21 protein-coding genes are annotated in these 22454 nt (G+C 72.7%); 13 read left to right on the forward strand and 8 right to left on the reverse strand.

All coding sequences use genetic code 11. The features are described 5' to 3' along the window. From ACIP4O_RS17185 to ACIP4O_RS17195, 3 genes are all read right to left on the reverse strand, one after another. The gene (locus tag ACIP4O_RS17185; RefSeq protein WP_401575278.1) at nucleotides 1–570 is read right to left on the reverse strand and encodes a TetR/AcrR family transcriptional regulator; all 570 of its coding nucleotides are present in this window, start codon (nucleotides 568–570) and stop codon (nucleotides 1–3) included. 82 nt (nucleotides 571–652) lie between these two features. Beyond that, the gene (locus tag ACIP4O_RS17190) at nucleotides 653–2143 is read right to left on the reverse strand and encodes an MFS transporter (protein WP_401575279.1); all 1491 of its coding nucleotides are present in this window, start codon (nucleotides 2141–2143) and stop codon (nucleotides 653–655) included. Between the two features lie 164 nt (nucleotides 2144–2307). Further along, on the reverse strand, nucleotides 2308–4080 hold the full coding sequence (locus ACIP4O_RS17195) for a glycosyl hydrolase family 28-related protein (RefSeq protein WP_401575281.1): 1773 nt from the start codon (nucleotides 4078–4080) through the stop codon (nucleotides 2308–2310). Nucleotides 4081–4478: 398 nt separating this feature from the next. Between ACIP4O_RS17195 and ACIP4O_RS17200 the strand changes: the two genes are divergently transcribed. The 9 genes from ACIP4O_RS17200 to ACIP4O_RS17240 all read left to right on the forward strand — a co-directional run bounded on the left by ACIP4O_RS17200 (nucleotide 4479) and on the right by ACIP4O_RS17240 (nucleotide 12918). Then, nucleotides 4479–5492, forward strand: coding sequence for a LacI family DNA-binding transcriptional regulator (locus ACIP4O_RS17200; protein ID WP_361324460.1), 1014 nt, complete (start codon nucleotides 4479–4481; stop codon nucleotides 5490–5492). Between the two features lie 635 nt (nucleotides 5493–6127). Beyond that, the gene (locus ACIP4O_RS17205) at nucleotides 6128–7486 is read left to right on the forward strand and encodes an extracellular solute-binding protein (RefSeq protein WP_401575282.1); all 1359 of its coding nucleotides are present in this window, start codon (nucleotides 6128–6130) and stop codon (nucleotides 7484–7486) included. 8 nt (nucleotides 7487–7494) lie between these two features. Next, nucleotides 7495–8457, forward strand: coding sequence for a carbohydrate ABC transporter permease (locus tag ACIP4O_RS17210; RefSeq protein ID WP_401575283.1), 963 nt, complete (start codon nucleotides 7495–7497; stop codon nucleotides 8455–8457). A gap of 15 nt (nucleotides 8458–8472) precedes the next feature. Beyond that, nucleotides 8473–9432, forward strand: a complete 960-nt coding sequence (locus tag ACIP4O_RS17215; protein WP_361324469.1) for a carbohydrate ABC transporter permease — start codon at nucleotides 8473–8475, stop codon at nucleotides 9430–9432. A gap of 228 nt (nucleotides 9433–9660) precedes the next feature. Further along, the gene (locus ACIP4O_RS17220) at nucleotides 9661–11271 is read left to right on the forward strand and encodes a glycoside hydrolase family 13 protein (protein ID WP_401575284.1); all 1611 of its coding nucleotides are present in this window, start codon (nucleotides 9661–9663) and stop codon (nucleotides 11269–11271) included. A 279-nt stretch (nucleotides 11272–11550) separates the two neighbouring features. Continuing rightward, the gene (locus ACIP4O_RS17225; RefSeq protein ID WP_401575285.1) at nucleotides 11551–11790 is read left to right on the forward strand and encodes a DUF5133 domain-containing protein; all 240 of its coding nucleotides are present in this window, start codon (nucleotides 11551–11553) and stop codon (nucleotides 11788–11790) included. 250 nt (nucleotides 11791–12040) lie between these two features. After that, entirely contained in the window at nucleotides 12041–12214 is a 174-nt protein-coding gene (locus ACIP4O_RS17230; RefSeq protein ID WP_401575286.1) for a hypothetical protein, read from the forward strand. A gap of 10 nt (nucleotides 12215–12224) precedes the next feature. Continuing rightward, nucleotides 12225–12461 carry a hypothetical protein gene (locus tag ACIP4O_RS17235; RefSeq protein ID WP_401575287.1) on the forward strand — a complete coding sequence of 79 codons (237 nt, stop codon included), beginning with the start codon at nucleotides 12225–12227 and terminating at the stop codon, nucleotides 12459–12461. Between the two features lie 94 nt (nucleotides 12462–12555). Continuing rightward, nucleotides 12556–12918, forward strand: coding sequence for a hypothetical protein (locus ACIP4O_RS17240; protein WP_401575288.1), 363 nt, complete (start codon nucleotides 12556–12558; stop codon nucleotides 12916–12918). A gap of 45 nt (nucleotides 12919–12963) precedes the next feature. Here ACIP4O_RS17240 and ACIP4O_RS17245 read toward each other — a convergent pair whose 3' ends face one another. Both ACIP4O_RS17245 and ACIP4O_RS17250 read right to left on the reverse strand, forming a co-directional pair. Then, complete coding sequence (locus tag ACIP4O_RS17245) at nucleotides 12964–13554, reverse strand: TMEM165/GDT1 family protein (protein ID WP_401575289.1); 591 nt, start codon at nucleotides 13552–13554, stop codon at nucleotides 12964–12966. Between the two features lie 331 nt (nucleotides 13555–13885). After that, a complete protein-coding gene (locus ACIP4O_RS17250) occupies nucleotides 13886–15898 on the reverse strand; it encodes a GTP-binding protein (protein WP_401575291.1) in 2013 nt (670 codons plus the stop codon). 215 nt (nucleotides 15899–16113) lie between these two features. Between ACIP4O_RS17250 and ACIP4O_RS17255 the strand changes: the two genes are divergently transcribed. Together ACIP4O_RS17255 and ACIP4O_RS17260 are read left to right on the forward strand one after the other, a co-directional pair. Further along, nucleotides 16114–16890, forward strand: coding sequence for a tyrosine-protein phosphatase (locus tag ACIP4O_RS17255; protein ID WP_401575292.1), 777 nt, complete (start codon nucleotides 16114–16116; stop codon nucleotides 16888–16890). Nucleotides 16891–16959: 69 nt separating this feature from the next. Further along, a complete protein-coding gene (locus tag ACIP4O_RS17260) occupies nucleotides 16960–17925 on the forward strand; it encodes an LLM class F420-dependent oxidoreductase (RefSeq protein ID WP_401575293.1) in 966 nt (321 codons plus the stop codon). Between the two features lie 123 nt (nucleotides 17926–18048). Here ACIP4O_RS17260 and ACIP4O_RS17265 read toward each other — a convergent pair whose 3' ends face one another. Beyond that, nucleotides 18049–18819: an MgtC/SapB family protein gene (locus ACIP4O_RS17265; RefSeq protein ID WP_361324499.1), complete on the reverse strand. Its 771-nt coding sequence runs from the start codon at nucleotides 18817–18819 to the stop codon at nucleotides 18049–18051. A gap of 224 nt (nucleotides 18820–19043) precedes the next feature. Here ACIP4O_RS17265 and ACIP4O_RS17270 point away from each other — a divergent pair, with 224 nt between their 5' ends. After that, the gene (locus ACIP4O_RS17270) at nucleotides 19044–19535 is read left to right on the forward strand and encodes an ATP-binding protein (RefSeq protein WP_401575294.1); all 492 of its coding nucleotides are present in this window, start codon (nucleotides 19044–19046) and stop codon (nucleotides 19533–19535) included. Between the two features lie 168 nt (nucleotides 19536–19703). Then, nucleotides 19704–20105, forward strand: coding sequence for a DUF1232 domain-containing protein (locus ACIP4O_RS17275; protein WP_401575295.1), 402 nt, complete (start codon nucleotides 19704–19706; stop codon nucleotides 20103–20105). Nucleotides 20106–20118: 13 nt separating this feature from the next. On the opposite strand, the gene ACIP4O_RS17280 is transcribed toward ACIP4O_RS17275, so the two are convergent. Together ACIP4O_RS17280 and ACIP4O_RS17285 are read right to left on the reverse strand one after the other, a co-directional pair. After that, a complete protein-coding gene (locus ACIP4O_RS17280; protein WP_401575296.1) occupies nucleotides 20119–21342 on the reverse strand; it encodes an aminotransferase class V-fold PLP-dependent enzyme in 1224 nt (407 codons plus the stop codon). Nucleotides 21343–21395: 53 nt separating this feature from the next. Continuing rightward, complete coding sequence (locus ACIP4O_RS17285) at nucleotides 21396–22379, reverse strand: threo-3-hydroxy-L-aspartate ammonia-lyase (protein WP_401575298.1); 984 nt, start codon at nucleotides 22377–22379, stop codon at nucleotides 21396–21398. Between the last annotated feature and the right edge of the window lie 75 nt (nucleotides 22380–22454).

Below are 22454 nucleotides of genomic sequence, written 5' to 3' on the forward strand. Positions count from 1 at the left end.
TCACGCCCAGGACTTCGCGAGCCGGACCGCGTGCGCGCGCAGGGCCGCCGGGTCCGGCGCGGGGGAGCCCGACATGACGAGGAGCACCACGGGCCCGCACAACTCGGCCGTCGCGAAAGGGTCCTCGGGCACCGCGTCGAGCTTCCCGCGTACCCGGGCGAGCACCTCGCGGGCCGGTCCGCCGAGCAGATCGGCGCCCGCCACGAGCTTGCCCACCTCCGGGTCGTGCTGTGCCTCGCCGAGCAGGGCGCGGTAGGCCGCGCCCGCGTCCGAGCCGGTCAGGAAGGCCGTGAGCGCGGTGAGGAAGCCGGTGAGCTGCCGCACCGGATCGGCCACGTCGGGGACCGTCAGCTCCTTGGGGATGTCCGCCGCGCACGCCTCGACGAGGAGGTGCGCCTTCGTCGGCCACCAGCGGTAGACCGTCATGCGGCCGACCCCCGCCCGCTCCGCGATGCCCTTCATGGTCATGGCGGCGTAGCCGATCTCGACGAGCAGGTCGTCGACGGCATGGAGCACCGCGAGACGGGCGGTCTCACTGCGCGGGCGTCCCTGGGGTGCGGAACCGGTCATGCGGACAGCGTAGCGATCGCCCGGGTGCCGCGCCGGATCGCGTCCCGCTCGTCCTGCTCGGACGTACGGGACTTCCCCGTCCTCACGAGGCGGCGCGCGCGCCGCGGTGGGCGCGTGCGATGCCGCCCACCACGAGAACGCCCGCGACGAGGGTGATCAGCGCGGCGGCGCGCAGGGCGGTGTCGGCGCCGTGCGTGAACGCGGCGGTGATCGCGGAGTGCTCGCCCGGAGCCGCCCCCAGCGCCTCCGAGACGGTGCGCGGCGCCGGGCCGGAGCGGCCGAGCTCGTGTGGCAGGTGGTGGGTGAAGGACGCGGTGAGGATCGTGCCGACGACGGCGACCCCCAGCGCACTGCCGAGTTCGCGGGTCGCGGACTGGAGTCCGCCCGCGATGCCCGCGCGTTCCAGCGGCAGACCGGCCGCGATCTCGGCGGTCAGCGTGGGCACGGCGAGCATGATGCCGAGGCCGACGACGAACAGGCACGCGCCGTACCAGGGGTAGGCGAGCTCCGTCGTGAAGGAGAGCCCGGCGAGCCCGCCGCTCGTGAGGGCGAAGGCGGCCGCGAGCGTCGCCGGTACTCCGAAGCGCCTGACGAGCGCGGGAACGTGGCGGCTGCCGAGGAGCAGCGGGACCGTCACGGGGATGATGCCGACACCCGCCCGGAGCACGGACCAGCCCCGCCCGTACTGGAGCAGCGAGGCGTTGACGTAGAAGAGCCCGAAGCTGCCGAAGAAGGCGATGGCCATGCCGAGCGCGGCCCCGGCCAGCCGCGCGTCGCGGAACAGGCGCGGGTCGAGCATCGGTTGCCGTACCCGCGCCTCCAGGAGCACCCACACGGCACCGAGCACCAGGCACGCCGCGAAGGCGGTGCCGACAGGAAGGCTGGACCAGCCCTTCTCGGGGCCCTCGATGATGCCGAGCAGCAGTGCGATGACGGCCGCGACGAACAGGACCGTGCCCGGTACGTCGAGGCGGCGCGCGTGCCGCGGGCTGCGCGGCGCGACCGCCGCCGTCCAGGCCAGGCAGGCCGCGGCGACGACGGCGACGGCGACGAAGAGCGTCCGCCACGAGCCGCCGAGCAGCGCCCCGCCGCCCAGGTTGCCGACGACTCCCCCGACACCGGTGGCCGCGGCCCAGACCGCGAGGGCGTGACCGCGCCGCTCGGGCGCCGTCGCGTGGAGGAGGACCCCGACGCAGTTCGGCAGGACGCAGGCCGCGCCGACACCCGTGAGCGCGCGGGCGAAGAGCATGAGCGCGACGTTCGGCGCCGCGGCGGAGACGAGCGCGCCCGCGGCGACGACGGCGAGACCGGTCAGCAGGGTGCCCTTGCGCCCGAACTTGTCGCCCGCGGCACCGGCCGGGATGACGAGGCAGGCGAAGACGACGACGTAGGCGTCGACGATCCACAGGAGCTGGTCGGCGGACGGATGGAGCGAAGAGGCGGCGAGCCGGGGCACGGCGAGGTTGATCGCGGCGACGAAGCCGACGACGAGGGCGGTGCAGACGCTCAGACAGGCGAGCACCTGCCCCTGCCGCCGCACGGGCAGGGTGAGGCGTTCCACGGTGGAGGTCACGGGGAAGATCCTTCTCGGGCAAGTTTCGAGACAGTGTGTACTGGAAAGGTAGCACGCATGCGATGCACGGTGTCTCGAAAATGGCCGAGAAGACGGCGCGGCCCCGTTCCCGTACCACCGAGGTACGGGAACGGGGCCACGTCAGCGGGCCGCCGACTGGGCCCCTACTTCGGCTCCGGCCACGTCGAGCAGTCGTCCCACGTCGTGTCCCAGCCGCTGTTGTCGCCCGTGTCGTCGAGCGTGAACGCCCCGCCGCCCTCGGGGAAGGGGCAGTTGTACGTACCCGCCGCGCCGACGCCGCTCGCGTGCACCCCGCCGATCGCGACCTGCCCCGGTGTCTCCGCCTGGACGACGACGGTCCCCGCCGTGTCCACCGTGGCCCCGTCGACGGTCACGTTCCGCACCGCCTTGCCCGTGCCGCTGCCCGAGACGAACTCGAAGGCGCTGTACGGGCTGTCGGTGAAGGTGGTGTCCGTGATGTTCACCTTCGCCGCGATGTCGCTGTCGTACGCGTCGACGCGCAGCGCACCCATGGGGTGCCCCCAGTTCGGGTTGATCGCGCCCGTGCGCACGAGGGTGTTGCCCGAGACGGTGATGGTCCCCGCGAGCGGGAAGAAGGGGTCGGCGAACTTCTGGTTGGAGATCGCGATGCCGCTCCCGAGTGCGTTGGTGTCGGAGACCAGGTTGTCGCTCACCGTGATGTCGGTGCCGCCGTAGATCGCGATGCCGTTGGCGAGGTTCGGCTGCGAGATGGTGTTGGAGTCGAAGACCGAGCCGGTGTCGGGAGCGTTGAGCGACCACATGGCGAGGGCGTCGTCGCCGTTGTTGCGCAGGAAGTTCTGGCGCACCTTGACGTTCTTCGCGCTGCCGTTGAGGTTGAGGCCGTCCGCGGTGGTGTCGACGATGCGGTTGTTCTCCACCACGAGGTCGTCGTTGTTCCCGGTCAGCCACAGGCCGACCTTGAGGTGCTGGAGCCACATCCCCGAGACCGACGAGCCGGGGCCGAGCGAGCCGTTCACGAAGTTGTCCGGGCTGGAGTCGTTGCGCTCGGTCACCTCCCCCATGACGGCGAAGTCCTTGAGGTGGGCCCCGCCCGCCGCGTTCGACTGGTTGATGAAGCTGGAGGAGTGCACGACGGAGTACCACTCCCCGGCGCCCTGGAGCGTCACGTCCTCGACGCCGCTCAGCGAGGAGTTCACGGCGTAGTCCCCCGCCGGTATCCACACCGTGCCGCCCTTGGCAGCGGCGATCGCCTCGCGGAACGCCTGCGTCGAGTCGCCCCGGCCGCTCGGATCGGCGCCGTGATCGACGACCGACACCGAGCCGGCGGGCCGGGTGGCGGCCGCGGCGACCTGCTCGAAGTCCGCGACGTCCACCGTCACCTCGGCCGATGCGGTGAGCGTCACGGTGTCACCCGCCGCGAGATCCTGGCCGAGCAGGACGCGCGCGTTGTCGAGCAGGTGGTGCGTCGTGGCCCCCACGATCCAGGGGGTGTCCACGTAGGAGTACTTCGAGGTGAGGGCGAGCCGCGCGTCGCTCGCCTTCCCGTTGACGGCTATCGCGAGGTCCCCGGTCTGTCCGTCGGCGATGTTGTACGCGACCGTGAGGGCGTTCGCCGCCGCGGGCGCCGTGAAGGTGATGCTCTGCCCGGCCCCGAGGCGGACCGCGCGCCGCCCGGACGACTCCGAGGCCACTGTGCCCTGCGTGTAGTCGGGGCCTATGACGCTGCCCGCGCTCTCGGCGTCCTCCGCCTCCACGGAGGTGAAGGGGAGCGAGGCACCGGCGGCGGCCGCGGAGGGCCGCGGTGCGACGGGGCGGGGAGCGGCGCTCGCGGTGGGCGCGAGCAGGGCCGCGGTGATGGCCGCGGCGGCGACGGCGACCGCGAGGGGGAGCAGCCGCTGGGCTCCGGACGGGGGCGCCGTCGGGGTGCTGGTCATGGGCATGTCACTCGGGAGGGCTGTGCGCTCTTCGCTGGCACGCATGGAGTGGTGCGCCTTCCTGTGGGGGGAGGGACGCCCGCCGTGGGCACGGTGGGGCGGCCTAGGCGGGCCTCACCCTAGGTGTGTCGTACGCGTCACAGCAAGGGATCAACAAGGTTTCGCGAATTCTTGCTGACGTAGTGGAAGTTTTCGAAGCCCGGACACGCCTCGCAGGCTCGTTCCCGGAGCTGCGCCCTTCCGCCACCGCCCCGACGTGCCGCTCTTCCGAGGGACTTCCAGGACGGACGGACCTGCCGGTCCTGACCGTGAAGCGCTTGTCGCGGGCCGGAGGCCGGTGGAAGCGCATCACCGCACGACGTCGGATAACGAGCAAGACCTGCGTTAATCTTGCGGCCATGACGCGACGAATTGCTCAGGTGGCCAAGAAGGTCGGGGTCAGCGAAGCAACGGTGAGCCGGGTGCTCAACGGGCGGCCCGGCGTCGCCGAGGCCACCCGGCAGTCCGTGCTGACGGCCCTCGACGTCCTCGGTTACGAGCGGCCGACCCAGCTGCGCGGGGAGCGTGCCCGCCTCGTCGGGCTCGTACTGCCCGAGCTCCAGAACCCGATCTTCCCGGCCTTCGCCGAGGTGATCGGCGGCACCCTCGCCCAGCAGGGGCTCACCCCCGTGCTGTGCACCCAGACGAAGGGCGGGGTCTCCGAGGCCGACTACATCGAACTCCTCCTCCAGCAGCAGGTGTCCGGGGTGGTGTTCGCGGGTGGCGCCTACGCCCAGGCCGACGCCTCGCACGAGCACTACCGGGTACTCGCCGACCGGCAGATCCCCGTGGTGCTCATCAACGCCGCCATAGAGACCCTCGGTTTCCGCACCGTCTCCTGCGACGACGGTGTGGCGCTCGAACAGGCGTGGCGCCACCTCGCCTCGCTCGGCCACGAACGCATCGGCCTCGTGCTCGGCCCCGAGGGGCACATGCCCTCGCGGCGCAAGCTCGTGATGGCCCGTGCGGTGGCGCGTGCGGCCGGGGGTGAACTGCCACCCGAGCGCGTGGTGCGCGCGATGTTCTCGCTGGAGGGCGGACAGGCCGCCGCCTCGCGCCTGCTCGACCAGGGGGTCACGGGGATCATCTGCGCGAGCGACCCGCTCGCCCTCGGCGCGGTGCGCGCCGCCCGCCGGCGCGGCCTCGACGTCCCCGGGCAGGTCTCCGTCGTCGGCTACGACGACTCGGCCTTCATGAACTGCGCGGAGCCGCCGCTCACGACCGTGCGCCAGCCCATCGAGGCGATGGGCCGCGCGGCCGTGGAACTCCTCAGCCTCCAGATCGGCGGGCGCACCGTCCCGCCGGGCGAACTGCTCTTCGAGCCCGAACTTGTCGTACGCGGCTCCACCGGACAGGCCCCGCGCCACGGCTGAGCGGATGAGCGGAACGGGCGGACGGGCGGGGCGGTACGGGTGCGGGGCGGACACCCCGCACGGCGTCCGCCCCGCACCCGTACCGCCCCGTCCTTCCGTGCGAGTCCCCGCGCCGCCCGGTCCCCGCGCCGTCACCGCCCGCCGTCGACGCCCGCGCCGTCAAGCCCCCGGATCGCGCGGAGTCCATAACTTTCAGAACACCGTCCGGTCTCCGTCAGGTCTTCGCTCCCTAGCGCGCACTCCGGGGAGCGGCTGTCCGGCCGTGTACAACGGGGCGGAGTGACGCATTCCACGCCCCTTGCGGGAACGTTCCGGGGCACTCTGAGGGGGTCGCCGTCCCCTTGTCCCGAGGGCCCCCTCCGCTGGTGCCGTGCCAGGTCACGGCGCGGTCACGGCCGCCGAACCCGCTGCTCAGAGGCCCCCTTGGGGTGCCCGCGGGCGGACCGGGTGCGCGGCACGCCACCGGTTCCGTGCGAGTAACCCCTGCGGCTACCCGCTCGCGGTCGCATCCATGCCGCTGTCGAATAATTGCGAAATCGCGGCGACATATTGCGGATATTCGTGGTGAGTGATTGAGTGAGCGCCGCCACACAGCGAAGCAGCTGTGGGTTTCCCATCCCTAGAGGGGTCCACCGATGAGAAGCTCCGGGTTCCGCCGTACTTGTACCGTTGCCGTTGTGTCCGCCCTGGCGCTGACGAGCCTGGCCGCCTGCGGCTCGGACGACGACAGCAAGGGCAGCTCCGCCGGCGGCAAGACGAAGATCACCGTCAACTGCGAGCCGCCGAAGAGCGCCAAGATCGACCGGAAGAGCTTCGAGGACGACATCGCGGCGTTCGAGAAGGCCAACAAGGACATCGACGTCACCGCGCACGATGCCTTCCCCTGCCAGGACCCCAAGACCTTCGACGCCAAGCTCGCCGGCGGCCAGATGGAGGACGTGTTCTACACGTACTTCACCGACGCCAAGCACGTCGTGGACATCAACCAGGCCGCGGACCTGACGCCGTACGTCAAGGACCTCAAGTGGTACCAGGACATACGGCAGGAACTGCGCGACGTCTACACCGTCGACGGCAAGGTCTACGGGGTGCCGCGCACCAACTACTCGATGGGCCTCATCTACAACAAGGCGCTCTTCAAGAAGGCCGGACTCGACCCTGAGAAGCCCCCGACCACGTGGGAAGAGGTCCAGGCCGCCGCGAAGAAGATCGCCGGTCTCGGGAACGGCACCGTCGGCTACGCCGACTACAGCGCCCAGAACCAGGGCGGCTGGCACTTCGGCGCCGAGATCTACTCGCAGGGCGGCTCCCTCGTCACCGAGGACGGCAAGAAGTCCGCGGTCGACACCCCCGAGGGCAAGGCCGTTCTGCAGAACCTCAAGGACATGCGCTGGCGCGACAACTCGATGGGCAGCAAGCAATTGCTCATCATCAACGACGTGCAGCAGATGATGGGCTCCGGCAAGCTCGGCATGTACCTCTCGGCGCCGGACAACATCCCGATCCTCGTCAAGGAGAAGGGCGCGAAGTACGAGGACCTCGGCCTCGCCCCGATGCCCGGCGGCAAGGGCACCCTCGCGGGCGGCGACGGCTACATGTTCAACAAGAAGGCCACCCCCGCGCAGATCAAGGCCGGCCTGAAGTTCCTGGAGTTCCAGACCAACACCCCCGGTGAGGGCCTGAACAACTGGAAGCGCGCCGCCGCGAACAAGGCCCCGGTCGGTCTGCCCGAGCCGCGCCTGTGGACCGGTGAGCGCGACCAGAAGGACCTCGCGCTCAAGAAGCAGTACGCCAACATGCCGGTCGAGAACTACCAGGCGTTCATCGACGGCGCCGACACCGTCAAGCCCAAGCTGGAGCCGGCGAACGCCCAGCAGATCTACACCGTCCTCGACGCGGTCGTCTCCTCCGTCCTCACGAAGAAGGACGCGGACGTCGACAAGCTCCTCAAGGACGCGGACTCCAAGATCAACGGCATTCTCGCCCGAGGCTGACCACACCCATGAAGACTGCTCAGGCACCTCAGCGGTCCGCCGCGGCGCCGCCCCCTACCACCAAGGGGGCGGCCCGCCCGGCGGGCCACGGGCGCGCCGACCGGCTGCGCCGCACCCTCGTCCACAACCTTCGCGCCTACGCCTTCCTCATCGGGGGCATCGTCTGTTTCGCGGTGTTCTCGTGGTACCCCGCGATCCGCGCGATCATCATCTCGTTCCAGAAGTACATCCCCGGCTCCGACCCGGAATGGGTGGGCTTCGACAACTTCACGGCGGTCTTCCACGACCCGGAGTTCGCGACCGCCTGGAAGAACACGGCGATGTTCACCGTGTTCGCGCTGGTCATCGGCTTCGCCGTGCCCTTCCTCATGGCGCTGGTGCTCAACGAGCTGCGCCACGCGAAGAGCTTCTTCCGGATCGTCGTCTACCTCCCGGTGATGATCCCCCCGGTCGTGAGCGCGCTGCTGTGGAAGTGGTTCTACGACCCCGACGCGGGGTTGATCAACGAGGTCCTGCGCTTTCTCCACCTGCCCACCTCGGACTGGATCTTCAGCGCCGACACCGCCCTCGTGTCCCTCGTCCTCGTCTCGACCTGGGCGAACATGGGCGGCACCGTCCTCATCTACCTCGCGGCCCTCCAGGGCATCCCCGGCGAGCTGTACGAGGCCGCCGAGCTGGACGGCGCGAACATCTTCCAGCGCGTACGGCACGTCACGATCCCGCAGACGCGGTTCGTGATGCTCATGCTGATGCTCCTCCAGATCATCGCCACGATGCAGGTGTTCACCGAACCCTTCGTCATCACCGGCGGCGGCCCCGAGGCATCGACCACCACCGTGCTCTACCTGATCTACAAGTACGCCTTCAGCTACCAGAACTTCGGCGGGGCCTGCGCCCTGAGCGCGATGCTCCTCGTACTGCTCAGCCTGTTCTCCGCGGTTTACCTGTGGCTCACCCGGACCAAGGACTGAGAGGAGACCGCGCAGATGACCGCCGTCCTGCCGCCCACCGAAGCGGCCCCCGTGCCCCCCACGCGCCGCCGCAAGCGCCGCGACAAGCGTGAGAACGGGCCGTCCATCCGCACCCTTGTCTCGCCGCTGGCCCTCGCCAGCACCAAGGGTAAGGTCCTGTACTGGACGTTCTTCACGCTCGTCGTGATCGCCTTCGCGCTCGCCTTCCTCTTCCCCGTGTACTGGATGGTCACCGGAGCGGCGAAGCCCGCCGACGAGCTCACCCAGACGCCGCCGACGCTCTTCCCGGAGCACTGGCAGTTCTCCAACTACACCGACGCGTGGGACCAGATGGACCTGCCCACGCATCTGTGGAACACGGTCGTGCAGGCCTTCGGCGCCTGGGCCCTCCAGATCGTCTTCTGCACCGCCGCCGCGTACTCGCTCTCCAAGCTGAAGCCCGCCTTCGGCAAGGTCGTGCTCGGCGGCATCCTGGCCACGCTCATGGTGCCGGCCCAGGCGATGCTGGTCCCCAAGTACCTCACCGTCGCGGACCTGCCGCTCATCCACACGAGCCTGCTCAACGACCCGCTCGGCATCTGGCTCCCCGCCGTGGCCAACGCCTTCAACCTGTACCTGCTGAAGAACTTCTTCGACCAGATACCGCGGGACGTCCTGGAGGCCGCCGAGATCGACGGGGCCGGAAAGCTCCGGCAGCTCTGGTCGATCCTGCTGCCGATGTCCCGTCCCGTGCTCGCCGTCGTCTCCATCCTCGGCCTGGTCGCGGTCTGGCAGGACTTCCTGTGGCCGCTCATGGTCTTCTCGGACACCGACAAGCAGCCCATCAGCGTGGCGCTGGTGCAGTTCTCGCAGAACATCTCGCAGTCCACGCAGATCGGGGCCATGGTCATCGCGTCGATCCCGATGCTCCTGGTCTTCCTGGTCTTCCAGCGGCACATCATCGCCGGCATCTCCGCCGGCTCCACCAAGGGCTGACGACCGCGCAGGACCGGCGCCCCCCCCCGCGGCGGGCCCGGCCCGCAGCCCTCCTCCGCCCTGCGCGCCGCCGCCCCCTTTCCGACCCCGCTGCGGGGGCGGTGGCGCGCAGCCCACGCCGTCCGGCTCGGCGCCGTACCGACGCCGCTAAGCCGGCCAGGGAATGACACCGCCTCACGTCACGGTGCCGCGGGCACGACCCGCCGGCGCCCGAAAGGACATACAACGATGGAAGGCAGCTCCCGGGAGCACACAGGGCCCGACTGGTGGCGTTCCGCCGTCATCTACCAGGTCTATCCGCGCAGCTTCGCGGACGGCAACGGCGACGGCACGGGCGACCTGGCGGGTGTCCGCGCCAAGCTGCCGTACCTCGCCGAACTCGGTGTCGACGCCATCTGGTTCACGCCCTGGTACCTCTCGCCGCTCGCCGACGGCGGTTACGACGTCGCCGACTACCGGACGATCGACCCGGCCTTCGGCACCCTTGCCGAGGCCGAGAAACTCATCGACGAGGCCCGCACGCTCGGCATCCGCACCATCGTCGACATCGTCCCCAACCACGTCTCCGACCAGCACGCCTGGTTCCGGGCCGCGCTCAAGGCGGGCCCCGGCAGCCCCGAGCGCGAACGCTTCCACTTCCGCGCGGGGCGCGGCGAGCACGGCGAACTGCCGCCCAACGACTGGCCCTCGCAGTTCTCGGGGGACACCTGGACCCGGGTCGAGGACGGCGAGTGGTACCTCCACCTCTTCACGCCGCAGCAGCCCGACCTCAACTGGGACCACCCCGACGTCCGCAAGGAGCACGAGGACGTCCTCCGCTTCTGGTTCGAGCGCGGCGTCGCGGGCGTACGGATCGACTCCGCGGCCCTCGTCGCGAAGGACCCCGCGCTGCCCGACTACGTCGAGGGTGTCGACCCGAACCCGTACATCGACCGCGACGAGCTGCACGACGTCTACCGCTCCTGGCGCCGCGTCGCGGACGAGTACGGCGGGGTCTTCGTCGGCGAGGTGTGGATGCCGGACGCCGAGCGCTTCGCGCGCTACCTGCGCCCCGACGAACTGCACACCGCCTTCAACTTCAACTTCATGAGCTGTCCCTGGGACCGCGACCAGCTCCGCGAGGCCATCGACAGCACCCTCGCCGAGCACGCCCCGGTCGGCGCCCCCGCGACCTGGGTGCTCTGCAACCACGACGTGACCCGGACCGTGACCCGCTACGGCCGCGCCGAGGACACCGGCTTCGCCTTCGAGCGCAAGCGCTTCGGCGTCCCGAGCGACCTCGCGCTCGGCACCCGCAGGGCCCGCGCCGCCGCCCTGCTCTCGCTCGCGCTGCCCGGCTCGGTCTACGTCTACCAGGGCGAGGAACTGGGCCTGCCCGAGGCGGACATCCCCCTCGACCGCGTCGAGGACCCGATGTACTTCCGCTCCGAGGGCGTCGACCCGGGCCGTGACGGCTGCCGGGTCCCGCTCCCCTGGACCGCCGACGCCCCCTACAGCGGCTTCGGTTCCACCACCGAGCCGTGGCTTCCGCAGCCCGAGGGCTGGTCGGCCTACGCCGCCGACGTCCAGGCCGCCGACCCCGGTTCGATGCTCTCGCTCTACCGCGCCGCGATCCGCGTGCGCGCCACCGAGGCGGGCTTCGGCGACGGACCGATCGAGTGGCTGCCCGAGACCCCGGGTGTGCTCGCCTTCGCCCGCCCTGGCGGGCTCCTGTGCCTCGTGAACCTGGGCGCCGAGTCCGTCGCGCTGCCCGCGCACGAGAGCGTCCTGCTCGCGAGCGGCCCGCTCGACGAGGGCGGCCTGCTCCCGACGGACACGGCGGTGTGGCTGCGGCGCTGAGCCGCGCGGACCACCGCGGAAGGCTCCGGGACGGACCGGACGCGCGCCTGACCGCGTGCCCGGACCGTCCCGGGAAAGGCCGGGGCAGGACGCCGGAGGCGACACCGGCGGCCGGGTCCCCGGACGGGCGGGTACGGGGTGCGGGCGCGCCCGGTGGGGGAGAGGATGACCGGCGGTGCCGGTCGCCGGGCCCGCGCCGTAGCCCGTATCCGCCCCGGGGAGTACGTCCCCGGGTCCCGCCGTGCCCAGCGGCGGCCCCCTCGCCGGAGTGCCCCGCTCATGCCCCTGCCCCAGGACGTGCTGCTCGACGGCCTCCTCCGCCGCTACCGCCGGCAGGAGCACCGGGTCCGTCGCGCCCCCGCCGACCTGCGTGAACGCCGCCGCCTCGAAGAGACGGCCGACGCCCTGCGCGTCCTCACCGGGCGTCCCACCACCGCCGACGCCGTGGCCCACGTGCTCCGCCGGGCGGGGACAGGGCTCCTCGGCGGGCCCCGGAACGGGTCCGCGAGCAAAATGTGACCCGCGTCACAGGATTGTGCGACGATGAGTGGGGCACAAGGACCTCGACGCAAGCTCGGACCGGCCCTCCCCCCCCGGGCCTTCGAGCTGCCAGCGGCCCCGCCGCCCTCCTTCCCCCGAGGGCACGGCGGGGCCGCGTTTCGTCGCGCCGGTCACGCGACGACCGCTTCCCGCCCCGTTCGTATGACCGCCGTCCCGGCGGGTACCTGAACGCGGTCCCCACCGGACGCGAAGCGAGAGGAGAGCCGCCGTGCACGACAGCGCAGCGCACCCCACCCCGATACCCAGCCCGCCCCCGCCGCTCGAGGGCGAGGTGCGCACCCACCTGTCCGGCAGGCCCGAGGTGGCCGGCGAGGAGGCGGCGGCCCCGCAGCCGCCCGACCCCGAGTGGCCCGCGGGGAACGTCGTACGAGGACTGGACTGAGGAGAAGCGCATGGGTGAGCAACCGCCGAAGGCCCCCGGGGAGCACGGCAGGCCCCTGGTGCCCAGAGACATGCCCGACCAGCAGCGCGGCCCCGGCGAGGACCCGCTCGACGTGGCCCCGCCCCCGGCGCGCGACGGCAGCGACGAACTGCCCGACACCGACGAGGGCGGTACGGGGCGGGCGGGCCGTCCGCACACGGGGGACGCCCACGGGAACGACCCCGCCCCGCAGGAGCCCAGTGGCTGACGGCCCCGGTCGCGCGCCGCCGCCCGGCGGCGCACGCTGGACAGGAAGCGGGAACGGCCACCGTCACGCCTTGACGACGGGAGGGAGCACCACCATGGATCAGGACCAGTCCGCACAGGTTGTCGTGGAGCTGGAGGGCTGCTCGGCGCGCGACGCCGACGCCGTCCTCACCGCCCTCGCGGGAGCCTTCGGCACCGACCGCGCCGCGAGCGACACCCCGAGCGAAACACCGGGGGAGCGGCCCACGGTCTGGAGCGCCACCTTCGACACCTCCGACCGCAGGGGCCGCACCTCACCGGTGCGCATCGACGCCGCGCTCGACCTCACCGCACAGGGCGGCTACCACGCGGTCACCGACCTCAAGGAAGCCCTCGACGAGGTCTACGCGGTCGAGGTGCTGGGCTCGGCCTCGGGTGACCAGGAGAAGGAGATCCAGCTACGGCTGACCCCGGCCTGAACCCCGTCCGTCCGCGGACGGGCGCTCCGGCCGGGGCGCCGGGCGTCACCCGGTGAAGATCTCCACGAGCGACCAGATCGCCAGTCCCGCCATGCAGACCCCGCCGACCCGCTGCACCGTCTTCAGCGGCACGCGCTTCGCGATGAACCGCCCGGCGAGCAGCGCGAGCGCCGACACGCTCATGAGCGCCGCCCAGGAGCCGATCGCGACCGAGAGCGTGCCGCGCGAGGCGGCGAGGTTCGCCGTCGTGATCTGCGTCAGGTCGCCCCACTCGCTGATGAAGACCGCCATGAACGCGGTCGTCCACACGGGCCAGAACCCCGTGATCTTGCGGCTGGCGGCCGCGTCCTCATCCTCGTCGTCCCCCGCGTCGGCGCGGAAGAGGAGCACGGCGCCGAAGCCGAAGAGGAGCGCGGAGACGAGTGAGACGACCCAGGTGGGCAGCAGCCCGATGAGGCTGCCCGCCGCGCACGCGATCACGACGTGCACGAGGAAGGCGCTGGAGGTGCCGAGCCACACGTAGAGGGGCCGCATCCGGGTCCCCATCGCCAGCGAGGCGAACATGGTCTTGTCGGGAAGCTCGGCGAGGAAGATGAGGCCGAAGGCCGTGACGATGGCGAGCGGATCGAGAGACATCGAAGCGGTGCCGGTCTTTCGTGAACGGGGCCGCGGCCGCGATCCGTGCGCCGCCCGGCGGGAAGGACCACTCGGCCACGGCACGACGAACGCGCCCACGGGGTCGCGGGCACGGTCCTGCCTGGCCGAAGGTCTCGTCCACCGCCCGGCGCGCCGGGCGGCCCGGTCGCCGGGCCCGCGTCCGCCTCCCGGCGTACGCGCGGCCAGTATGTCGACATACCGGTATCGCGGGACTACTCCCCTTCGTCGGGCCCAAGACTAACAAGCCCGAACGGGTGCCCGGAGCCACACCCGGAGCACCCGTACGGGCCCTTCCCGCCTCGGCCGCCTCTCAGCGCCTGCCGTCCACCGGCACCCCGCGCACGACGCGCAGCAGGTACTCCTCCCGGTGCAGCGGATCGGCGTCGGTGCGGGAGCGCTCGGGGACCTCGCCGCGGACAGGGCGGTACGTGGCGAACTCCGTCTCCAGGACGCCCTCGCCCCGGCTCGGACCCGGCAGGAGCCGCCCCAGCTCGTGGACGTGGGCCGCCGGGATCTCGCCCTCGACGGTGTACGTGCCGCCCGCGGCGTGCGGGGCGCCGGGGACGGCGCCGAGCCGGCCCAGCAGGGGCAGCACCGCCCCGTACACCTCGGCGGGCACCTCCAGGCGGAAGCGGTGCACGGGCTCCTCGACGACCGTCCCCGCCGCGCGCAGCGCCGCCATGAGGACGAGCGGGGTCAGGAGCCGGAAGTCGCCCGCCGTGGACGACATCGACTTGTCGAAGACCGCGTGGCTGTGGCTCTGGCGCGGCCAGTAGCCGGAGCGGAAGAGCGTCACCTCGCAGTCCACGACCGGCCAGCCGCGCAGCCCCTCGCCGAGCACCGTGCCCACCGTCTCCTCGATCGCCTTGAGGAACGCGGGAGGCAGCGAGCCCAGCTCGATGCCGAGCCGGAAGACCGTGCCCGAGCCGGGCGCCGCGGCGCGCACCCGCAGCCCGATCGTGGCGAGGAAGGGATTGCCGTCCTGCTCGCCGACCTCGACGGCGGCCCCCTCGCCGCGCACGCGTTCCACGCACAGCGGGCGGCTGACCCGGAACCCGGCCCGCACCCCGTACTCCTCCAGGAGCGTCGTCGCGATGACCTCCTTCTGCACCTCGCCGTAGAGCGAGACGGAGATCTCCTCGCGCGCCGGGTCGCGCCGCAGCCCGATGAGCGGGTCCTGCTCGGCGAGCTCGCTGAGCGCCGGCCACAGCGCGAGCGCGTCGCGGCGGCCCTCGGGCACGACGACGCTGCTCAGGCTCGGCGGCGCGAAGGCCGTCCCCGACTCGTCCGTCCCGGACCCGGTGCCCGTGCCGATACGGTCGCCGATGCGGATGCCCGCAAGCCCGTGCACGAGCGCGATCTGCCCGGCCCGCGCCGTGCGCGCCGGCACGGGACCACCGTCGGCGAACACGTCGAGTCCGGTGAGTACGGCGCTCTTCCCCTCCGCCCCGTAGAGCACCCGCTCCCGCACCGCGAGCCGGCCCGAGTGCAGCCGCGCGTACGCGCGGCGCTCGCCGCCCCGCCCCCGCTCGATCTTGAAGACCGAGGCCGACAGCGGTGCCTCGGCATCGCCCCGCGCGACGGGCAGCAGCGTCGCGAGCGCGTCGCGCAGCTCGGCGATCCCCGCACCCGTCAGCGCCGAGCCGTACAGCACGGGGTGGACCCGCGCCGCCGCGACCGCGCGCCGCAGCGCGCCGCGCAGGCGGGCAGGCGAGAGGCCGCCGTCGAGATACGCGCCGAGCAGCGCGTCGTCGCGCGCCGTCAGCACCTCGGCGAGCGCGTCGGTGTACGCGGGCTCGTCCACGGCGTACGGGAGGAAACGCGCCCCGGGCGCCCCCGCCCCGTACGGCACACCCAACGGCACGACCGCCGGGTCGAGCCTGGCCCGCAGCTCACCGAGCAGCTCGCGCGCCCCGCGCCGGTCGATCTTGTTGACGAAGAGCAGCGTCGGGATGCGCAGCCGCCGCAGCGTGCGCAGCAGTACCCGTGTCTGCGGCTGCACCCCCTCGACCGCGGAGACGACGAGGACGGCCCCGTCGAGGACCGCGAGGACCCGCTCCACCTCCGCGATGAAATCGGGGTGCCCGGGAGTGTCCACGAGATTGACCGTGCGGTCGCCGAGCGGGAAGGAGACGACAGCCGCCTTGATGGTGATCCCGCGCCGCCGCTCCAGGTCGAGCGAGTCGGTACGGGTCGTGCCCGCGTCGACGCTGCCGGGCTCGTCGAGCAGCCCGGCGGCGTGCAGGAGCCGCTCGGTCAGGCTGGTCTTACCGGCGTCGACGTGGGCGAGAACGCCGAGGTTGAGATGGTTGTGCGAGTGCACCCAGGTGCTCCGTGAGGTCGGAAGGGACTGCGATGGCCTGCGGAACGAACCAGTGGGCAGCGCGCATGGCGGACCTCCTCGAACGGATACGGGTACGACGCCCGCCGAGCCCCTGAGGGCCCCACGCGGACCGGCAAAGCTTGCGGGGGAACGGGAGCGCCCCGCAAGCGAATTACCCCGGCCCTTCACCCGGACGGGTGCCTAGGATCGAGACCGTGGACAGACACCTCGCCTTCGGCCGCCTGCACAACTTCCGTGACCTGGGCGGCTATCGCGCCGCCGGAGGACAGCTCACCCGCTCCCGCGTCCTGTACCGCTCGGACAACCTCGCCAAGCTCCACGAGCCCGCCGCCGCGGCCGACCGCGAGCGGTTCGACGCGCTCGGCATCCGCACCGTCGTCGATCTGCGCTACGACTGGGAGATCGCCCGCGGCGGACGCGTCCCCGAGCGCGAGGGACTCGCCTTCCACCACATCAGCATCGAGCACCGCCCCTGGGACCAGGCCGCCACCGGCCCGCTCCCCGACCCCTGGCGGTACCTCGCGGACAAACTCGGCGAGATCCTCGCGGACGGCGGCGAGGAGATCGCCGAGGTCATCGGCGTCCTCGCCCGCGAGGAGGGCCCCGCCGTCTTCCACTGCGCCTCCGGCAAGGACCGCACCGGCATCATCGCCGCGCTCGTCCTCACGCTCCTCGGCGTCGACCGCGACACCGTCGCCGCCGACTTCGCCCTCACCGAGCACGCCACCGCGGGGCTGCGCGCCGACTGGTCCGCGCGCAACGAGGGCCGCGCCCCCGGCTGGGAGCACTACGGGCGTGCCCCCGAGGCCGTCATCCGCCACCTCCTCGACGACCTCGACCGCGACCACGGCGGAGTGGCCGCCTACGTCGCGGCGCACGGCGTCCCGGAGACGACCGTGGCGGCCCTGCGCGCCCGCTTCCTCGTACCCGTCCGAGGACCCTCCTGCGTACCCGCCCGAGCAGCCGACTGAAAGTTTGTCCGACACCCGCTCGGCAGGTTTGGGGTTTGACGGGCCCTCCGCGCGGTCACATCGAGTGCCATGCCCCGCATCGGATACACACTCATGACCGAACAGGCAGGCCCCCGCGAGCTGGTGGCGCACGCGGTCGGCGCCGAGGAGGCCGGATTCGACTTCTCGGTCATGTCCGACCACTACTTCCCCTGGCTGGGGGAACAGGGCCACGCCCCCTACGCGTGGAGCGTCCTCGGCGCCGTCGCGCAGGCCACGGAGCGCCTGCCGCTCATGACGTACGTGACCTGCCCGACCGTGCGCTACCACCCCGTCGTCGTCGCCCAGAAGGCCGCGACCGTACAGCTCCTGTCCCAGGGGCGCTTCCGCCTCGGCCTCGGCTCGGGCGAGAACCTCAACGAGCACGTCGTGGGGCGCGGCTGGCCGGCCGCCCCGGTCCGCATCGAAATGCTGGAGGAGGCCGTCGGCATCATCCGCGCCCTGCTCGACGGCGAGAGCGTCCACCACGACGGCAAGCACTTCACCGTCCAGGACGCCAAGCTCTGGGACCTGCCCGAGACCGCCCCGCCGATCGGCGTCGCCGTATCCGGGCCCCGCTCCTGCGCCCTCGCGGGACGCCTCGCCGACCTCGTCATCGCCACCGAGCCCAAGGCGGAACTCCTCGCCGACTTCGACCGCTTCGGCGGCACCGGCAAACCTCGCGTCGGACAGCTCCCCGTCTCCTACGACCCCGACCGCGAGGCCGCGCTCACCCGCGCCCACGAGCAGTTCCGCTGGTCACTGGGCCCGTGGACGGTCAACGCCGAACTGCCGGGACCGGCCTCCTTCGCCGGCGCGACCAGCAGCGTCACCCGCGAGGACGTCGCCGCCGCGATCCCCTGCGGCGACGACGTGGACGCCTTCGTCGAAGCGGTACGCGCCTACGCCGAGGCAGGCTTCGACGAGATCGCCCTCATCCAGGTCGGCGGCGAGCACCAGGAACCCTTCCTGCGCTGGGCGCGCGAGCGGCTGCTCCCGGCGCTGCGGAGGCTGTGAGACGCCGCGGGGGCCAAGGACCGGTACGGGAGGTCCGCGGCACAGGTGTGCCGGGTGGGACGCCGCGGTACGGGTGTGCGGGGTGCTGTCCGGCAGGGTGCCGCCCCCCGCCCGTACCGCCGCTCACTCGGCCGCCTCCGCGCGGTCCGAGGTGACGTCGAGGACCCCGTCGAACTCCGAGAGCGAGGCGACGAGCGCGTACACGCTCCCCGAGCCCTCGACCTCCAGCCACACCGCCCGCGTCCCCGTCTCCAGTTCCTCCTCCTCGGCCAGGGGGCCCTTCTTCCTGGTGGGGCGCGCGGGCCGCTCCACGCTCACCTGGACGACCCGGAAGCCCATGTCCGTGCACTCCTTGAGCACGTGCGAGAGCACGCCGCTCCCCGAGCGGTAGCTCAGCGTCAGGCCCGCCTGCTCGACCGAGGAGAGCGCGGGCAGCCACCGCGTGAGCCAGGGGTAGCCCCACACGACGAGGAAGTGCACGAGCGTCGCCGCGATGCCGAGCAGCGGCAGCCCGCCCCCGCAGGCCATCCCGATCGCACACGTCAGCCACACGGTCGCCGCCGTCGTCAGGCCCCGTACCGCGTCCCGGCGTACGAAGATCAGACCGCCGCCGATGAAACCGATCCCCGAGACGATCTGCGCCGCGACCCTCGACGGGTCGAAGGACACGTTCTCCAGCCCGAGCACCGCGTTGAAACCGTGCTGCGAGACCTCCATGAACAGGGCGCTGCCCACCCCCACCAGCGTGTGGGTGCGCAGGCCCGCGCTCTTCTGCTGCACCGCCCGCTCGGCCCCGATGAGCGTCGAGAGCAGCAGCGCGAGACCGATCTCGGCGAACTGACGGGCCCCCTGCCCGGCCGCGGGATCGAAGAGCGACATCGCCAGCGCCTGCATCCGCCCACCTTCCTTCCGCGCACGGCCCCGGCGCCGCGGCCTGCGCCCGGCACCGGCTCCGTACGCACATCCGTCACCGGCCGCCGCCGAGCCTATCCACGCCCCACCCTGTGACCCCCCTCACACGCGCCGCCACGTGTGCGACCCGTGGACTGGGGTATCCGGCGAGAGCCGGGCACAGCGACGCTTCCCGGTGGCACACGCGTCACGGGGGGCTGGAGACCATGAACGAGCACACGACGACGGCGCTTTACCGCACCTCGGGGAACGTCTGCGCGGCGGACGGGGCCGAGGCGGCGGGGCACGCCGCGCCCGCCCAGCCGCTGCACCACCTCGCGCACTTCGACGGCAGCCCCGGCAGTGTCGCCGCCGCACGCGACGTCACCACGCGCTTCCTGCACCGTCTCGGCGCAGAGTGGTGCGCACGCGTCCCCGAGCGCACGACCGGGGACCTGCACCTCGTCGTCAGCGAACTCGCCACCAACGCCGAGCGCCACGCGGGCGGTTTCCACGCCCTGGAACTGACCGGCGACGCGACGCACGTCGTCGTCACCGTCCACGACACGAGCCCCGTCGCGCCGAGCTTCCTCACCCCCGACCCGGCCCGTGTGGGCGGCCACGGACTGGAGATCGTCCGCGCGCTCAGCCGCGAGGTCCGCATCGCCCTCACCCCGGGCGGCAAGTCCGTGGGCGCGGTCGTCGACCTGCCCCACTGAGCCCCGGCCGCCGCGCCCCTGCCGCGGCGTCCGCGCGCACGCGGGATCACGCGTCCCCGCGGCGGGGGCGAGGACCTGAACGGCCCGCGCTCAACCCCCGGCCCGGCGGGTACACGGTCCCCAGGAGCGGGGGCACGGGTCCTCGCGAGGGCGGGCAGGGAGCCTGGCATGAGTGACGACACACGGGACCTGCTGATCGTGCTGGCCCTGCTCGCGGTGGCCGTGCTCGCCATCGCCCTCGTCCTCGCCGTGCGCCTCGTGCGCACCCGCAGGACGCTGCGCGCGGCCGGTCTCCCGGCCGGCAAGCGGTGGGTCTTCTGGGGCGCGCTCCTCTATCTCGTCCTCCCCACCGACCTCGTTCCCGACCCCGTCTACCTCGACGACATCGGCGTCCTCCTCCTCGCCCTGCGCTCCCTGCGGGCCGGTGAGACGGGCGCGGCGGTACGGCACGTGGCGGGACGGGCGACCCGCGGGCGCGTGGCGGGAGGGGCGGCGCGCCTCACGGACGGGACGGGCAAGGAGGTGGGGCCCGCGCCGGGGACGGGATACCCTCCCCGGCGCGGGCGGTGACCGTCGCCCGGGGTCAGTCCGCCTCGCGCTCCGCCGCGGCGAGCAGCGCGGGCAGTCGCTCGGCGAGGTACTCGTACTCCTCGGGACGGTTGTAGACGTGCGCCGACAGCCGCAGGAATCCACGACCGTCCCACGACGTGATGGAGACCTCGCAGCGGAGCTCCGCGGCGATGCGCCGCTGGAGCGCCGCCGCGCGGTCCGGGTCCGTCGCGAGCACGGGCGCGAGGGGTATCAGGCGCATCGCGGGCGCTTCGTGCGCGCTGACGCCCGAGAGCTCGGCGTGCAGCGCCTCCGCGACCAGGGCCTGCGCCGCGGTGATCGTGCGGTCCATCGTCGCGCGCGCCGCGTCCCAGCCCCCGCGCTCCGCGAAGAACGCGAGTGAGGCGGGCACGGCGAGCCAGCCCGTGACGTCCTGCGTGCCCTGCTCGTCGAAGCGGTGCGGGTACGGGTTCGGGGCGCCCCACGAGTTGACGAGCGGCACCAGTTCCTGCGCCACGTCCTCGGCGGCCACGAGCGCGGCCGTGCCGCGCGGGCCGCACGTCCACTTGTGCAGATTGCCCGTCCAGTAGTCGGCACCCGATGCGTGCCCCAGCGGATCGGAGAGCAGCCCGGGCGCGTGGGCCCCGTCGACCAGGACCCGCGCCCCCGCCGCGTGCGAGGCGGCGACGATCTCCGGGAGCGGGAAGAGCCGGGCGGTCGGCGAGGTGATCTGGTCCACGACGACGAGTGCCACCGGAGCCCCCGAGGCCAGCTTCCGCGCGAACAGCGACTCGACGTGCTCCGTGGACGCGTCGAGCGGTACGTGCACGGTGTCCACGACCGCGCCGTGCAGCGCGGCGACGCGGCGCACGCCCATCGCGACCGCGCCGTACGTGTGGTCCGTCATGAGGATGCGCGCGCCGCGCGGGAAGCGCAGTGAGGCGAGGACCGTGCTCGCGCCCGAGCTGGCGTTCGGCACGAAGGCGAGCGCGTCGGGCGTGGTGCGCAGGAAGGCGGCGACCTCGGCGCGCGCCGCGGCGATCCGCCCGGTCAGCGTCCGCCACCACGCGTCCGGGTTGCTCTCCATCTCGGCGCGCAGCGCGGCGAGACGGCCGAGCACGGGGCGCGGCACCGTACCGAAGGAACCGTGGTTGAGGTGGCGCACCTCCGGGTCGAGCGCGAAATCGGCGAGCGTCGGCAGCCCCGCCGCTCCCTCGTCGCCGCCGGTGGCCCCCGGCGTCTGCACCTGCGTCGTCATTCCAAGCCTTTCCTCGGGCGCGGCGTGCCCCGTGGCACCCCGCGCCTTCGAGGCTACGACGCGAGCAGCCCCGCGTACCGCGCGAGGTCCACGTTCCCGCCGCTCACCACCACCCCGACCCGCTTCCCGCGCCACCGCTCCGCCTCCGCGTACAGCGCGGCGAGCCCGAGCACGCCGGTCGGCTCCACGACGAGCTTGAGATACGTCGCGACGTCCCGCACGCACGGCGCGAGCGCCTCGTCGGGAACCGTGAGGATGTCCGTCACCGCCTCCCTGACGAGCGGGAAGGTCAGCTGGCCGAGCGCGAGGGTCTGCGCCCCGTCCGCGAGGGTGCGCGGCGGCTCGATCGTCACGATCTCGCCGCGCGCGAGCGACTGCCTGCCGTCGTCGCCCGCCTCCGGCTCCACCCCGAACAGCGCGCACCCGGGGGCCACCTCGCGCGCGACGAGCCCGGTCCCCGAGAGCAGTCCGCCCCCGCCGAGCGGCACGAAGAGCGCGTCGAGCGGTCCCGTCTCCTCGAACAGCTCCAGGGCCGCCGTGCCCGCGCCCGCGATGATGTCGGGGTGGTCGAAGGGCGGCACGAAGACGAGCCCGTGCCGGGCGGCGAGGTCCGCCGCTATGGGGGCGGGGTCACCCGCGTACCTGTCGTAGAGCACCACCTTGCCGCCGTAGCCCCGCGTCGCCGCGAGCTTGCTCTCCGGGGCGTCCTCGGGCATCACGATCGTCGCCTCGATGCCGAGCAGCCGCGCCGCGAGCGCGACCGCCTGCGCGTGATTGCCCGAGGAGTACGCGACGACCCCCGCGGCCCGCTGCCCGGCGTCGAGCCGGGACAGCGCGTGATAGGCGCCGCGGAACTTGAAGGCGCCCATCCGCTGGAAGTTCTCGCACTTGAAGTGCACCTCCGCGCCCGTGCGTTCGTCCAGCAGCCGCGAGCGCAGCACCGGCGTGCGGTGCGCGACACCGGCGATGCGCGCGGCGGCGGCCACGACGTCCTGATAGCGGGGGAGTGCGGGAGCGGGCGCGGCGTCAGCGGTCATGGGCGCGAGCCTAAGCCCAGCGCCCGGCCACCCGGCACCGGCGACGAGCCTCGGCCACCTCGACGGCGTCACCCG

This window comes from Streptomyces sp. NPDC088923 (genome assembly GCF_044749745.1).
GTDB lineage: Bacteria > Actinomycetota > Actinomycetes > Streptomycetales > Streptomycetaceae > Streptomyces.